General features: G+C 72.1%; 16 protein-coding genes. 12 read left to right on the top strand and 4 right to left on the bottom strand.

The window, feature by feature from the left end; all coding sequences use genetic code 11:
• Positions 1 to 38: 38 nt before the first annotated feature.
• The 4 genes from JK361_RS17990 to JK361_RS17975 form a co-directional block, all read right to left on the bottom strand.
• On the bottom strand, positions 39 to 437 hold the full coding sequence (locus JK361_RS17990) for a MarR family winged helix-turn-helix transcriptional regulator (RefSeq protein ID WP_201819031.1): 399 nt from the start codon (positions 435 to 437) through the stop codon (positions 39 to 41).
• A 73-nt stretch (positions 438 to 510) separates the two neighbouring features.
• Positions 511 to 861 (bottom strand): VOC family protein, encoded by a 351-nt coding sequence (locus JK361_RS17985; protein WP_201819029.1) that lies wholly within the window; start codon positions 859 to 861, stop codon positions 511 to 513.
• Between the two features lie 108 nt (positions 862 to 969).
• Entirely contained in the window at positions 970 to 3279 is a 2310-nt protein-coding gene (locus JK361_RS17980) for an ABC transporter permease (RefSeq protein ID WP_201819027.1), read from the bottom strand.
• Entirely contained in the window at positions 3276 to 3983 is a 708-nt protein-coding gene (locus JK361_RS17975) for an ABC transporter ATP-binding protein (protein WP_201819025.1), read from the bottom strand. The genes JK361_RS17980 and JK361_RS17975 overlap by 4 nt, the downstream gene beginning before the upstream one ends.
• A 140-nt stretch (positions 3984 to 4123) precedes the next feature.
• Between JK361_RS17975 and JK361_RS17970 the strand changes: the two genes are divergently transcribed.
• The 12 genes from JK361_RS17970 to aspA all read left to right on the top strand — a co-directional run bounded on the left by JK361_RS17970 (position 4124) and on the right by aspA (position 14352).
• Positions 4124 to 4969 (top strand): sensor histidine kinase, encoded by an 846-nt coding sequence (locus tag JK361_RS17970; RefSeq protein ID WP_236053172.1) that lies wholly within the window; start codon positions 4124 to 4126, stop codon positions 4967 to 4969.
• Positions 4966 to 5649 (top strand): response regulator, encoded by a 684-nt coding sequence (locus JK361_RS17965; RefSeq protein ID WP_201819023.1) that lies wholly within the window; start codon positions 4966 to 4968, stop codon positions 5647 to 5649. Before JK361_RS17970 ends, JK361_RS17965 begins: the two co-directional genes overlap by 4 nt.
• 259 nt (positions 5650 to 5908) lie before the next feature.
• Complete coding sequence (locus JK361_RS17960; RefSeq protein WP_201819021.1) at positions 5909 to 6196, top strand: helix-turn-helix domain-containing protein; 288 nt, start codon at positions 5909 to 5911, stop codon at positions 6194 to 6196.
• A 41-nt stretch (positions 6197 to 6237) separates the two neighbouring features.
• Positions 6238 to 7197, top strand: coding sequence for an SMP-30/gluconolactonase/LRE family protein (locus JK361_RS17955; RefSeq protein WP_201819019.1), 960 nt, complete (start codon positions 6238 to 6240; stop codon positions 7195 to 7197).
• A 67-nt stretch (positions 7198 to 7264) separates the two neighbouring features.
• A complete protein-coding gene (gene crcB / locus JK361_RS17950; protein WP_201819017.1) occupies positions 7265 to 7726 on the top strand; it encodes a fluoride efflux transporter CrcB in 462 nt (153 codons plus the stop codon).
• Positions 7723 to 8103: a DUF190 domain-containing protein gene (locus JK361_RS17945; RefSeq protein WP_201819015.1), complete on the top strand. Its 381-nt coding sequence runs from the start codon at positions 7723 to 7725 to the stop codon at positions 8101 to 8103. The genes crcB (JK361_RS17950) and JK361_RS17945 overlap by 4 nt, the downstream gene beginning before the upstream one ends.
• Positions 8100 to 8474 carry a fluoride efflux transporter CrcB gene (gene crcB / locus JK361_RS17940; protein WP_201819013.1) on the top strand — a complete coding sequence of 125 codons (375 nt, stop codon included), beginning with the start codon at positions 8100 to 8102 and terminating at the stop codon, positions 8472 to 8474. Before JK361_RS17945 ends, crcB (JK361_RS17940) begins: the two co-directional genes overlap by 4 nt.
• A gap of 75 nt (positions 8475 to 8549) precedes the next feature.
• On the top strand, positions 8550 to 9386 hold the full coding sequence (locus JK361_RS17935) for an undecaprenyl-diphosphate phosphatase (protein ID WP_201819011.1): 837 nt from the start codon (positions 8550 to 8552) through the stop codon (positions 9384 to 9386).
• A gap of 118 nt (positions 9387 to 9504) precedes the next feature.
• Positions 9505 to 10236, top strand: a complete 732-nt coding sequence (locus tag JK361_RS17930; RefSeq protein WP_201819009.1) for a FadR/GntR family transcriptional regulator — start codon at positions 9505 to 9507, stop codon at positions 10234 to 10236.
• Positions 10233 to 11672, top strand: a complete 1440-nt coding sequence (locus JK361_RS17925; RefSeq protein ID WP_201819007.1) for an amino acid permease — start codon at positions 10233 to 10235, stop codon at positions 11670 to 11672. Before JK361_RS17930 ends, JK361_RS17925 begins: the two co-directional genes overlap by 4 nt.
• Before the next feature lie 41 nt (positions 11673 to 11713).
• Positions 11714 to 12730 (top strand): asparaginase, encoded by a 1017-nt coding sequence (locus JK361_RS17920; protein ID WP_201819005.1) that lies wholly within the window; start codon positions 11714 to 11716, stop codon positions 12728 to 12730.
• A gap of 212 nt (positions 12731 to 12942) precedes the next feature.
• Positions 12943 to 14352 carry an aspartate ammonia-lyase gene (gene aspA / locus JK361_RS17915; protein WP_201819003.1) on the top strand — a complete coding sequence of 470 codons (1410 nt, stop codon included), beginning with the start codon at positions 12943 to 12945 and terminating at the stop codon, positions 14350 to 14352.
• The last annotated feature ends 50 nt before the right edge of the window (positions 14353 to 14402 follow it).

Here is a 14402-nt window from a genome sequence, read left to right as displayed (position 1 = left end):
CAGACCGCGCGAACCCGGCATGATCCGAACGAGAGGCCCTAGCGCTCCTGCTCGGTCAGCATGCGCCGGAGCACAGCGCGCTGGAGCGGAAGCACCTCGGCGTGCAGCGTGCGGCCCCTCGGGGTGAGCGCGACCCAGACCCCGCGGCGGTCCTCCGCGCACACCGAGCGCACCACCAGACCGTCCTTCTCCAGCCGGCCGATCAGCCGGGACAGCGCGCTCTGACTGAGGTGGACCCGGCCGACCAGGTTCTGCACCCGGCACTGCTCGCCCTGCTCGGGCCGTTCCGTCGCGAGGATGTCCAGCACCTCGAAGTCACTGGCGCCGAGCCCGTACGGGTGCAGGGCGCGGTCGATCTCGCACATCGTGCGCGCGTGCACCGCGAGGATGTCCCGCCAGCGTTCCTCGAGCCGGGTTTCGACCGTTGTGACTGCCATACCCGCACCGTAGCACCGATCCAGCCAATCGTTGAGTGTGCAACTAGTTTGCGGTGGGGGCGGCCCTCGGGGCTCAGGCGGCCGGGTCCTGAAGCAGGCCCACGAGGTTGCCTTCGGCGTCCTTCACGGAGGCGATCAGCCGGCCGCCGCCGACGTCCTGCGCGTCCTGGAGCACCTCCGCACCCGCCTCCACCAGCGCCGCCAGACGCTGCCGCAGGTCCGTCACGTGCCAGTACGGCACCGGCCCGGTCATGCCCTTGGCGTGCCCGTTCGGGTCCAGGCCGACGTCCTGGCCGGCGGCCTTGTAGCCGACGTAGTAGGGCTCGTCCGCGTACGGCTCGACGCCCAGCAGCGCGCCGAACAGGGCCTTGGCGCGGTCCAGGTCCTTGACCGGGTAGATGATCGTCTGCAGGCCGGCGGTCATGAGGCTCACTCCTTCGAGAGACGTGACCCGACGGGTTCCTCGTCGGTGCTCCCACGCTAGGGCCGGGGCGCCCGCGGCGGCTTCTCGGATCCTGACCGGTTGCCGCCGTCACTCGTTGTGCAGCACCTCGGCGACGGTGAGGCGGGCGGCGCGGCGGGCCGGGACCAGCGCGCCCAGGACGGCGATCAGCACGCCGGCGAGCGCCAGGACGGCCAGCAGGGGAGCGTGCCAGACGTCCGTCATGGCCCGGGGCAGGGTGATGTCCACCCCGGCGGCCATGCGCGGGACGACCACCCCGTGGGCGGCGATGCCCAGCGGCACACCGATCAGGGACCCCAGAGCGCCCAGCACCCCCATGGACGTCACCGTCATCACCGTCACCTGCCGCGGGGTCATGCCGATGGACTTGAGCATGCCGAGATCGCGGCGCCTGTCGTGGGTGTTCAGGACGACGGTGTTGAAGACCCCCAGCGAAGCGACCAGAGCGAGCATGAGGGTGAGCCCGGTCGCCGAGCCGATGATGGTGCCGGTGACGCTGTTCGAACCGCTCAGCTGGACGGACAGCCCCGGATCGGCGGCCCGGACGGCGCGGGCGTACGCCTCCTGGCCCGCGCCCTCGCGCAGCTTCACGTGGTAGGCGATCGGCTGGACGCGTGGCATGAGGGCGGTCGCCGTCGGCCAGGCGCCGATCACCAGCCGGTCGTCGGTGTCCAACGTCTCGCCGACGACGGTCACCTCCTCCTCGCGGCCGTCCTTGCGCAGCCGTATCCGGTCCCCGAGGTGCACCCCGTTGCGGCGCAGGAACGGCGAGCCGGCCACGACCTCTCCGGTCCGCCGCATCCAGCGGCCCCGCACCAGCGCGCTGTCCAGCGACCGGCCGCCGCGCCGGCCCTCGAACATGACCACCTGTGTGCTGCCGACGAGGAGCGCCTCGTCGTCCGAGCGCGCCGTGACATGGGTCGCGCCCGGCAACCCGCCCAGCAGCGACTGGAGTTCTCTGTCGCCGTGCACCGGCCGCACCTCCTTGCCGTGCCGGTGGTTGCCCACGTACACGGTCACGTCGTAGGTGGAGTGACCGACGTTCCCGTAGCTGTCGAGCGTCGCCGCCAGGCCGGCCGCGAACGTCACCGTCGTCACCCCCAGCACCACGGCGGCCAGCGTGAGCGCGCTGCGCGCGGGCCGGGCGAACGGAAGCCCCGCGCCGAGGCTGACCGACCGGGGCAGCCGGGCGCTCGCCAGCCGCCGCTGGATGCCGAGCGCGCGTCCGTGACGGGGGGCGCTGCCCGCGCTGATGGCCCGAGCCGCCGGCATCCGCCGTGCCCGCACCGCGGGCCCGAGCGCGGCGAGCACGCAGACCAGGGGCATGCCGAGCAGGGCGAGCAGGTTCACCCACGGCGCGATCCCCAGGCTGTCGTGCAGCACCCCCGAGGCGGGCCCGGTGAACGCGAACTTCAGGAACGGATGGGCCAGCAGGTTGCCGACGAACGTGCCGAGCGCACAGCCCAGGACGGCCGGAACGCTGATCATCGTCAGATAGACGCCCAGCACCTGCCCCGGGGTGAAACCGAGCGCCTTGAGGATCCCGATGTGCCGGAATCCGGACACCACGGCCCCGCTGACCACGTTGGCGACGATGAGCACCGCGACCAGGATGCCGAGGACACCGAACGCCATCAGGTACGGCGCGTAGGCACGCGCGTTGCTGCCGATCCGGTGTTTCAGCGCCAGGTGCGTCCGGGACCCGGCGAGCGCGCCCCGCGGCAGCTTTCCGGTCACCTCGGCCAGTTGCTTGCGCAGCCCGCTCTCCGTCGCCGCGTCGTGGAACCGGAACAGCAGCTGGCTGCCGGTCGGATGCAGGGCCCCGATCTGTTCCGGGGCGACCCAGGCGTCCGCCGTGTGGCTCAGGTCGAACGCGAACCCGACGATGGTGAGCGTCGGACCCGACGGCACGTGGAACTTCCTGCCGAGGTCGTCGGCGGTCCACTCGGACTGCCGGTTCAGGACCATCTCGCCCGGCCGGGTGGCCCACCGCCCCGCCCACAGGTCGACCCGGCCCACCGCACCGCCCGGACCGGCACGGCCCACGACCGTGATCTCACCGCCGAGACCGTAGTCCGACGCACCGCGCGGAACGTTCACCGCGGCCTGTGCGAACGGCCCGGCCACCGCCTCCACCCCCGGCGCCCGGGCCGCGCGCGTCAGCTGGGCGTCCGGCACCCTGTCCCGCGCGAACACCGCGACGACATGCGGCCCGTGCTGCGCGCCGAAGATGCGGTCGAACGGCGCGGACGCGGCGTCCACCAGCCCGAGCGCCACCACGAGCGCCCCCGTCGACACCAGCGTGACCAGCCAGATCACCAGCGTCTGCAACCGCCTGCGGCGCACGGCGGCCCGCGCGGCCTTCCACACCGCCCTCATGCCGCCGGCTCCAGGGCCTGCTCGCCGGTCACCCGGCCGTCGGCCAGCTCCACCAGACGGCTCGCGCAGCGCTGCGCCAGATGCCTGTCGTGCGTGACGATGATCAGCGTCTGACCGATCTGGTTCAGATCGATCAGCAGGTCCATCACCTGCTCCCCGGCCCGGCTGTCCAGCGCGCCGGTCGGCTCGTCCGCCAGCAGCAGCGCGGGCCGGTTCATCAACGCCCGGGCCACGGCGACCCGTTGCCGCTCGCCGCCGCTGAGCACCGCCGGATGGGCGTTGCGCCGGCCGGCGATGCCCAGCTCCTCGAACAGTTCCAGCGCGCGCCGGCGGGCCTGCCGGGCCGGAGTCCCCGTCAACTGGGCGGCGAGCGCCACGTTGTCCAGGGCGGACAGGTCGTCGATGAGGTTGAAGAACTGGAAGATCATGCCGATCCGGCGCCGCCGGTACAGTGCGAGACCCTTCTCGCTCAACTCCCCGACGCTCTCGCCGTGTACGACGACCGTGCCGTCCGACGGCCGGTCCAGGCCGGCGATCATGTTGAGCATCGTGGACTTGCCGCACCCCGAGGGGCCCATCACCGCGACCGCCTCACCGGCCCTGATCTCCAGGGACACCCCGTCGAGCGCCACGGTCTCGCCGTACTCCTTGCGCACCCCGTCGAGCCGTACGACGGTGTCAGCCGTTCTCACCTCATTGACCATGGGCAGGACGCTAGACGCGGGACCACGGCCTCGGCATCCACCTCCGGATGGCACTCCGCCGCCGAACTCATCCTCCGGATGCAGAACACTGAATCCCCAGGTCGATGCGGATGTCAGAGCCGTCTGCAACCATGAACGGCATGGGGGAGTACGACATGCTGACGGCGGCGCTGGCGGTGGCGTGCGCGGCCGTGCTGGGGCTGGCCGTGGCGCTGGTGCGCACCCGGCGCCGCTGGCGGGCGGCGGTGGGGGAGCGCGGCTGGCTGCTGGAGCGGGAGCGGGAGAGCGCCGCCGAGGCCGCGATGGCGGCCGAACGGGACCGGATCGCCCGCGAGTTGCACGACATCGTCAGTCACAACGTCAGCCTGATGGTCGTCCAGGCGAGCGCCGCCCGGGAGGTGCTCGGCACCATGCCGGATGAGGCCGCGACGGCACTCGGAGCGGTCGAGGACGCGGGCCGCGGCGCGATGACCGACCTCAGACATCTGCTGGGCCTGCTGGCACCCGCGCAGGACGGCAGCGACAGCGCCCCGGAGCCCGGCGCGGACGCGGCACACACGCCCCTGGACCCGCAGCCCGGACTCGACCGGCTCGGCCCGCTTGTGGACCGGATATCGTTCGCCGGCCTCCCCGTCGAGGTCCGCGTCTCGGGCGAGCCCCGCCCGCTGCCGCAGGGCATCGACGTGACCGCCTACCGCATCGTCCAGGAGTCCCTGACCAACGCACTGCGGCACGGCGACGGAGGCACGGCCGAGGTGACCGTGCGCTACGCCGACCACGCCCTGCGCGTCGAGATACTCAACACCGGCCCCAGCGTGCTCACCGGCACCGCGCCGGCCACCCGCGGACGGCACGGCGAGGGAACCGGGCGCGGCCTCCTCGGCCTGCGCGAACGGGTCGCCGTCTACGGCGGTGACCTCGACGCCCGGCGCAGACTCGGCGGCGGCTTCCGCGTCCGTGCCCGCATACCCCTGGACCGTCCGTGACCCCGGACGCGCCCGAGCGGGCGCCCCGTGTCCTGATCGCCGACGACCAGACGCTGATCCGGACCGGCTTCCGGCTGATCCTCACCGCCCGGGGCATCGAGGTGGCCGGCGAGGCCGCCGACGGGGCCGAGGCCGTCGCCGCGGCCCGCGAGCTGAAACCGGACGTCGTCCTCATGGACATCCGGATGCCGGTCATGGACGGCCTGGAGGCCACCCGGCACATCCTGGGCGAGGCGCCCGGCTGCCGGGTGCTCATGCTGACCACCTTCGACCTGGACCGGTACGTGTACACGGCCCTGTCGATCGGAGCCAGCGGCTTCCTGCTGAAGGACGTCACCCCCGAGCACCTGGCGGCGGCGGTACGGCTCGTCGGCACCGGAGACGCCCTGCTGGCGCCGCAGATCACCCGGCGCCTGGTGGAGCGGTACGCGACCGAGGCCGAGCACACCATCGAGGCCGTGCCCGCCGACCTGGCCGCGCTCACCCCGCGCGAGCGGGAGGTGCTGACGCTGATGGGCCGTGGCCTGTCCAACGCCGAACTCGCCGCCGAGCTGACCCTGAGCGAGGCCACGGTGAAGTCCCACGCGGCCCGCGTCTTCGCCAAGCTGGGCCTGCGCGACCGCGCCCAGGCGGTGGTCATCGCCTATGAGACGGGGCTGGTGAGACCACAGGTGCGGTGACGGCGCCCCGCGGCGGGACCCCCTCCCTCGCCAAGAGCGCTCCTCCATGACGTGGTTCGGCCATCGCTGAGCCGTCCGCGACGGGCCCGGTCGCACACGGCGGCCGGGCCCTCGCCGTGTTCCCGGGGCGGCGGGACACCTCACCGATCGCACGGCCGTTCGGTACCGGACAACGGCCGTCGAGTCCCGGACGCGACGGCGTTGCCCGCGCCACAGTGGGAACACTGCGTACGAGGAGGCCGGAAGCGGAGGCGGACGGATGACGAAGACTCCCTCGGGCCGGATGCGGCGGACCATCCTGGAATGGCTCAAGGACCCGGCACTTCACTTCCCGGCCCCGCGCCGCCGCGACCTCGCCGCGACCGGCGTCACCGCGCGGGCCGTCGCCGCCAAGCTGGGCGTACCCCGCCGGACCGCCGTCGCCCACCTGGACTTCCTCACCCGCCTCGGCGTCCTGCGCACCCGCCGCATCCGCTGCCGCACCCACTACCGGCGCGACGAGGTCCGCATCGCCGAGGTGGCCAGGATGTTTGAGAAGGGCTGGTGACGCGCAGGACGACAGAGGGCGACAGGCGGAGGGGGCCACGCATGGAGCGACCCGGGGAACTCGTGCCGCTGCACTACGTATCCCTGGGCGCCCAGGGCCCCGAGGACGTCCTCCCCGATCCGCACGGGCGCGTGCTGACCGGAGTGGCGGACGGGCGCATCCTCCGCCTCCACCACCTCGGCGACCCGCGCGCGGCCCGCGTGGAGGTGCTGGCCGAGACCGGCGGCCGTCCCCTCGGTCTCGAACTCCTGCCGGACGGTGACCTGCTGGTGTGCGACGCCGAACGCGGCCTGCTGCGGGTGGGCACCGGCGACGGCACCGTCCGCGTCCTCGCGGACTCGGTGGCGGGGGAGCCGCTCCGCTTCTGCAGCAACGCCGTGGCCCTGGCCGACGGCAGCGTGTACGCCACCGTCTCCAGCCGCCGCCACTCCCTCGACCGGTGGATCGGCGACATCGTCGAACACACCGGCACCGGACGGCTCCTGCGGCTCGGCCCCGAGGGCGGGGAGCCCGAAGTCGTGCTGGAGGGGCTGCAGTTCGCGAACGGACTCGTCGCGAGCGCCGACGGCACCTTCCTGGTGATCGCGGAGACCGGCGCCTGCCGCCTCACCCGCTACCGGCTCACCGGCCCCCGCGCCGGCCGCGCCGAACCCTTCGCCGACCTCCCCGGCATGCCGGACAACCTCTGGCGCGAGGGCCCCGACGGCCCCATCTGGGTCGCCCTGGCCGCCCCCCGGGTCCCGGCCCTGGACCTGCTGCACCGCACTGCGCCGGCCGTCCGCCGCGCCGCCGCCCGCGCCGCAGTGCGCGCGCCGTACCGCCCGAGCGGGACCACCGGCGTGATCGCCGTCGACGACCAGGGCCGTACCGTCCACCACCTCGCGCGCCGCCGGTCCGGGTTCCGTATGGTCACCAGTGTCGGCGCGGTCGGCGACCACCTGGTGCTCGGCAGCGTCTGGGAGTCCGGCGTGGCCGTCTGCGCCAGGCCGGCCGCCCGCTGACCCGGCGGTACCCTGGTCCCGGCCGGGATCACCCGTCGGGGCAGGGCCGAACAGGAGACGTGCCAGCATGACAGCCCCGGAAACGGAGACGCCCGGCGTCCGTCCCGCGTCACGCCGGCGCGCCGAGTGGCGTGCGCAGGCGCCCGTGGTCGGCGTCGTGGCCGCCGGCGGCGCGCTCGGCGCGGTGGCCCGCTACGCGCTCACGCTCGCCTGGCCCACACCCCCCGGCGGCTTCCCCTGGGCGACCTTCTGGACCAATGTCTCCGGCTGCGCGGCCATGGGTGTCCTCATGGTGCTCATCACCGAGGTGTGGGCGGCCCACCGCCTCCTGCGGCCCTTCCTCGGCACCGGGGTCCTCGGCGGCTACACCACGTTCTCCACCTACGCGGTCGACATCCGTGCACTGGTCGACGCCGGCCGCCCCGGCCTGGCATTCGCCTACCTGGCCGCGACGCTCTGCGCGGCCCTCGCCGCGGTGTGGCTGGCCTCGGCCGCCGCCCGCCGGGTCCTCACCGGGAGACAGCGATGACGTCACTCACCGGCCGCGCCCTGCGGCTGACCGTATACGTCGGCGAGAACGACACCTGGCACCACAAACCCCTCTACTCCGAGATCGTGCACCGCGCGCATGCCGCCGGACTCGCCGGTGCCAGCGTCTTCCGGGGCATCGAGGGCTTCGGTGCCACCTCCTGCGTCCACACCTGCCGCCTGCTGTCGCTGAGCGAGGACCTGCCGGCCGCGGTGATCGTCGTGGACACCGAAGAGCGGATCCGGGCGTTCCTGCCGCTGCTCGACGAAGTGATCGGCGAGGGGCTGGTGACCCTGGAGGAGTGCGAGATCGTCCGGTACGGGGGACGGACCGCCGGGTCGGACGGAACGGACCCGGAAGGTAAGAAGTCGTTGTGAACTGGCTGCTGGTCGTCGCGGGGGCCATGGTCGGCGCGCCCCTGCGCTATCTCACCGACCGCGCGGTGCAGGCCCGCCACGACTCGCTCTTCCCGTGGGGCACGTACGTCGTGAACGTGTTCGGCTCCCTGATCCTCGGGCTGCTGACCGGCGCCGTCTCCGCCGGGGTGGCCGGGCCCCATCTGCGGCTCCTGCTGGGGACCGGGCTGTGCGGTGCGCTGACGACGTACTCGACGTTCTCCTACGAGACCCTGCGGCTGACCGAGGCCGGCGCCGGCGTCTACGCTGCCGTGAACGTCGTGGCCAGTGTGGTGGCGGGACTCGCAGCGGCGTTCGCCGGCGCCGCCCTCGCCGGAGCCCTGTGGGCCTAGGCGCTTGCCCTGCGCCCGGGCATAGTGAGTACTGTCTACAGCACTGTCGACCAATCCTCCCCAGAACTGGATCCCATGAGCGCCATCTCCGTCGGTCAGGCCGTCGTCCTCGGAGTAGTCGAGGGGGTGACCGAGTTCCTCCCGGTGTCCTCCACCGGCCACCTCAAGATCACCGAAGGGCTCATGGACATCCCCGTCGACGACAAGTCCGTCGTCGGGTTCTCCGCCGTCATCCAGGTCGGCGCCATCGCCGCCGTGCTCGTGTACTTCTTCAAGGACATCAAGCGGATCGTCACCGCCTGGTTCCGCGGTCTGACCAACCGCGAGGAGCGTTACCACCACGACTACAAGTTCGCCTGGTGGGTGATCGCGGCCACCATTCCGATCGTGGTGGTGGGCCTGGCCGCCAAGCCGCTGATCGAGGGACCGCTGGCCTCGCTGTGGGTGGTCGCCGGCTCGCTGATCATCGGCTCCGGGGTGATGTGGGCCGCGGACCAGATGGGCCGGCACAAGCGCGGTGAGGACGACACCTCCTTCAAGGACGCGATGTGGGTCGGCTGCTCGCAGATCCTCGCCCTGCTCTTCCCCGGCTTCTCGCGCTCCGGCGCCACCATGTCCACCGCGCTCATCCTGGACCTGGACCGCGTCGCCGCCACCCGGCTGTCCTTCTTCCTCGGCATTCCGGCCCTGACCGGCGCGGGCCTGTACGAGCTGAAGGACGCCCTCGGTGCGGGCGTCGGCGCCGCCCCGCTTGCCGTCGGCACGATCGTTTCGTTCGTGGTCGCCTACGCCTCCATCGCCTGGCTGCTCAAGTTCGTCGCCAAGCACTCCTTCAACGCCTTCGTGCTCTACCGGGTCGTCATCGGCGTGCTGCTGCTCGGCCTGCTCGCCACCGGCACGCTCGACAGCTGAGCGAACACCGCTGATCACCCACGGGGTGCGGATGCCTGCATTCAGGCGCCGCACCCCGTGAATGTCTTTTTGCGTCACACCTTGACAGTTTCCGCTCGCGACCCGCAGGATCGCTCCCGTGAACCTGTCAGACAGCCAGACAGGTGGTCTCGCCCCCCGGCGCGTCAGCGCCATGGAAGCGGTGCTCGACCACCTCCGGAGCGCCATCGAGCGCGGCCGGTACGCCATCGGCGACAAGCTCCCCTCCGAGGCCGAGCTGTGCCGCACCCTCGAGGTGTCCCGCCCGGTGCTGCGTGAGGCGCTGCGCGCGCTGCAGACGATGGGTCTGACGGTCTCCCGGACCGGCAAGGGCACCTTCGTCGTCGCGAACACCGTCGAGGACCCCACCTTCGGCGACTACGCGGCCAGCGACCTGCTGGAGGTGCGCCGCCACATCGAGATCCCGGTCGCCGGCTACGCGGCCCTGCGCCGCACCCCGGAGAACCTGGACCACCTGGCCCACCTGCTCGACCGCATGGAGCGGGAGACGGACACCACCGCCTGGGTCGCGATGGACACCCTCTTCCACCTCGCCGTGGCCGAGGCCGCCCAGAACCCCGTCTTCCGCCGGGTCATCGAGGAGATCCGCGACGCACTGGCGCGTCAGTCGGCGTTCCTCAACGAGCTGGGCGGGCGCCGCGAGCAGTCCAACCGCGAGCACCGGGCGATCGTCGAGGCGCTGGTCGACGGCTGCGAGCACGACGCGCTGGAGGCCATGAGCCACCACCTGGACCGCGTCGAGACGACCCTCACCGACATCATGCGTCCCCAGCGGACGGACCCCCCTACGGAAGGCGGACCCGAGGCGTGAGCGAGCAGCACCTCAAAGACGAGACGCGCCCCTCGACCGGCCATGTCGACGCCGGAGACGCCGGCTACAGCAAGGGCCTGAAGCACCGGCACGTCAACATGATCGCCATCGGCGGAGCCATCGGCACCGGCCTCTTCCTCGGCGCGGGCGGCCGGCTCGCCGACGCCGGACCCTCCCTCTTCGTCGCGTACGCCGTCTGCGGCGTCTTCGCGTTCCTGGTCGTCCGTGCCCTCGGCGAACTCGTCCTGTACCGCCCGTCCTCCGGCGCCTTCGTGTCGTACGCCCGGGAGTTCCTGGGCGAGAAGGGCGCGTACACCGCCGGCTGGATGTACTTCCTCAACTGGGCGACCACCGGTATCGCCGACATCACGGCGGTCGCCACCTACACCCACTACTGGGGCATGTTCTCCGACGTCCCGCAATGGTTGATCGCGTTGATCGCCCTTGGGGTCGTGTTGACCGTCAATCTGATCTCGGTCAAGATTTTCGGCGAACTGGAGTTCTGGTTCGCGATCGTCAAGGTCGGCGCGCTCGTCGTGTTCATGTGCATCGGCATCTTCCTGCTGGCCACCCAGCACCCGGTCGACGGCCACCACCCCGGCCCTTCCCTGATCACCGACAACGGCGGCGTCTTCCCCAACGGCCTGCTGCCCATGCTGCTGATCATCCAGGGCGTCGTCTTCGCCTACGCCTCCGTCGAGCTGGTCGGCGTCGCCGCCGGCGAGACCGAGAACCCGGAGAAGATCATGCCGAAGGCGATCAACTCGATCATGTGGCGCGTGGGCCTGTTCTACGTCGGCTCGGTGGTCCTGCTGTCGATGCTGCTCCCCTGGAACAGTTACGTCGCCGGCGAGAGCCCCTTCGTCACGGTGCTGTCGCACATCGGCGTCCCGGCGGCCGGTGACGTGATGAACCTGGTCGTCCTGACCGCGGCCATGTCGTCGCTGAACTCCGGCCTGTACTCCACCGGCCGCATCCTGCGGTCCATGGCGATGAGCGGCTCGGCCCCCGAGTTCACCGGCCGGATGAGCCGCAGCCAGGTCCCCTACGGCGGCATCCTGCTCACCAGCGGTGTCTGCGTGCTCGGCGTCGGCCTGAACTACGTGGTCCCCGCCGACGCGTTCGAGATCGTCCTGAACTTCGCGGCACTCGGTATCCTCGCGACCTGGGGCATGATCATGCTCTGTCACCTGCGCTTCTGGCAGAAGACCCGGCAGGGCGAGCTGACCCGGCCGTCGTACCGCCTGCCGGGCTCCCCCTGGACCGAAGTCGTGACGCTGGCGTTCCTCGCCTGCGTCCTGGTCCTCATGTACGCCGACGGCGGCGCCGGACGCACCACCGTGCTCTGTCTGCCGCTGATCGTCGCAGCACTGGTCGCGGGCTGGTACGGCATCCGCGCCCGCATGACCCGCACCTCCACCGGCGCCGACGCGTGACCCGCGTTCCGGCCGACCCCGACCCCATGATGCAGGCAGTGATGTACAGCAGTTCCCCCGCCGACGCGCCCTTCGTCCGCGAACCCCTCCACGCCCCCGTCGCCCACCTCATACGCGGCGGTGTCGTCGAGGGCATGCACTACGGCTCCGTCGTCGTCCTCGGCCCCGACGGCCAGGTGCGGTTCCAGCTCGGCGACATCGAGGCGGCCTTCTACCCGCGCTCCGCCCTCAAGCCCGTCCAGGCCGTGGCCATGCTGCGGGCCGGGCTGCCCCTCGACGGCGAGCTGCTGTCGCTGGCCGCCGCGAGCCACTCCGGCGAGGAACGCCACCTCGCCGGCGCCCGGCGCATCCTCGAACTCGCCGGCCTGACCGAGGACGACCTGCGCAACGTGCCCGACATGCCGTACGGCCCGGCGGTCCGGGACACCTGGGTCCGCGAGGGCCGGCAGCCCTCCCGCCTCGCCCAGAACTGCTCCGGCAAGCACGCGGCCATGCTCTGGACCGCCAAGCTCAACGGCTGGTCCCTGGACGACTACCTCGACCCGGAGCACCCGCTCCAGCAGGCCGTCGCCGAGATCGTCGAGGACCTGACCGGCCAGCGCGTCGCCCGGGTCACGGTGGACGGCTGCGGCGCCCCGCTGTTCTCGGTCTCCCTGCACGGCCTCGCCCGCGCCCTCGCCCGGATCACCTCCGCCGCGCCGGGCACCCCCGAGGCCCGGGTCGCCGACGCCATGCGCGAACACGCCGAGATGGCCTCCGGCTCCGGCCGCGATGTCGCCGCGCTCATGCGGGCCGTGCCCGGGCTGCTCGCCAAGGACGGCTTCGAGGGCGTCCAGGTGGCCGCGCTGCCCGACGGCACGGCGATCGCCGTGAAGATCGCCGACGGGGCGAACCGGGCGCGGATCCCGGTCGCGGCGGCGGCGCTCGCGCGCGCGGGCGTGGACCCCGGGCTGCTCACCGAGTTCGCGGGGGAGCCGCTGCTCGGGGGAGGGGAGCCGGTGGGCTGCGTGCGGCCGGTGCGTGCGCTGGATCCCCTGCCGCTCACCGCCTGCGCGTAGTCCGCCGCATCCGACGGGCCGACGGGGGACTGCGGGCCGTCGCCGGTCCGCGGGCCGTGTGCGACCGGTCGCGCAGTTCCCCGCACCCCGCTGACACACAGCTGCCGGCACCCCGCTGACACGCGGTTCCCCGCGCCCACAGACGCGCAGTTCCCCGCACCCCGTCGGGGCGCGCCTGCCCTCGACCCCTCAGAAAGAGGATCCGTACCCTCATGAACGCCGCCACCCGCAGCGAACACGATCTGCTCGGCGACCGTGACGTGCCCGCCGACGCGTACTGGGGCATCCACACCCTGCGCGCCACGGAGAACTTCCCCATCACCGGCACTCCGATCTCCGCCTACCCCCACCTGATCGACGCCCTGGCCGCCGTGAAGGAGGCCGCCGCCCTCGCCAACGAGGAACTCGGACTGCTGGCGCCCGAGAAGGCCGCCGCGATCGTCGCCGCCTGCCGCGAGATCCGGGCCGGCAAGCTGCACGACCAGTTCGTCGTGGACGTCATCCAGGGCGGGGCCGGCACGTCCACCAACATGAACGCCAACGAGGTCGTGGCGAACCGGGCGCTCGAACTGCTCGGCCACGCCAAGGGGCGGTACACGCATCTGCACCCGAACGAGGACGTCAACCTCGGCCAGTCAACCAATGACGTCTACCCGACCGCCGTCAAGATAGCGACGGTCTTCGCGGTACATGGGCTGCTCAAGGCGATGTCTGTACTCCAGGACGCCTTCGCCCGAAAGGCCGTCGAGTTCCGTGACGTGCTCAAGATGGGCCGTACACAGTTGCAGGATGCGGTGCCGATGACGCTCGGCCAGGAGTTCTCCGCATTCGCCGTCATGATCGAGGAGGACCGCAGCCGTCTCGCCGAGGCCGTCGAGCTGATCCATGAGATCAACCTCGGTGCCACGGCCATCGGCACCGGCCTCAACGCCCCCGCCGGCTACGCCGAGGCCGCCCGCCGCCACCTGTCCGTCATCACCGGCCTCCCGCTGGTCACGGCCGCCAACCTGGTCGAGGCCACCCAGGACTGCGGTGCCTTCGTCCAGATGTCCGGCGTCCTCAAGCGGATCGCGGTCAAGCTCTCCAAGAGCTGCAACGACCTGCGTCTGCTGTCCTCCGGCCCGCGCGCGGGCCTGGGCGAGATCAACCTGCCGCCGGTGCAGGCCGGGTCGTCGATCATGCCGGGCAAGGTCAACCCGGTCATCCCCGAGGTGGTCAACCAGGTCGCCTTCGAGGTCATCGGCAACGACGTCGCCATCACCATGGCCGCCGAGGCCGGACAGCTCCAGCTCAACGCCTTCGAGCCGGTCATCCTGCACTCCCTGTCGGAGTCGATCACGCATCTGCGGAGCGCCTGCCTCACGCTGGCCGAGCGCTGCGTGTCCGGCATCACCGCCAACACCGAGCGGCTGCGCGCGACGGTGGAGAACTCCATCGGCCTGGTCACCGCGCTCAACCCGCACATCGGCTACACGGCCGCGACCGACATCGCCAAGGAGGCCCTCGTCACCGGCCGCGGTGTGGCCGAACTGGTGCTGGAGAAGGGCCTGCTGCCCGCCGGGAGGCTGGCCGAGCTGCTGCGTCCCGAGGTCGTCGCCGGCAGCCGCGCACCGATCGCCTGACCTGCGCAAAAGACACCACGACTACGCTGCGGGACCGGCCGGGAGGCACA

The sequence above is a fragment of the Streptomyces musisoli genome (assembly GCF_016741855.1).
Classification (GTDB): domain Bacteria; phylum Actinomycetota; class Actinomycetes; order Streptomycetales; family Streptomycetaceae; genus Streptomyces; species Streptomyces musisoli.
The sequence above is the reverse complement of the archived record's forward strand: the minus strand, read 5'-3'. Positions and strand labels throughout refer to the sequence as shown.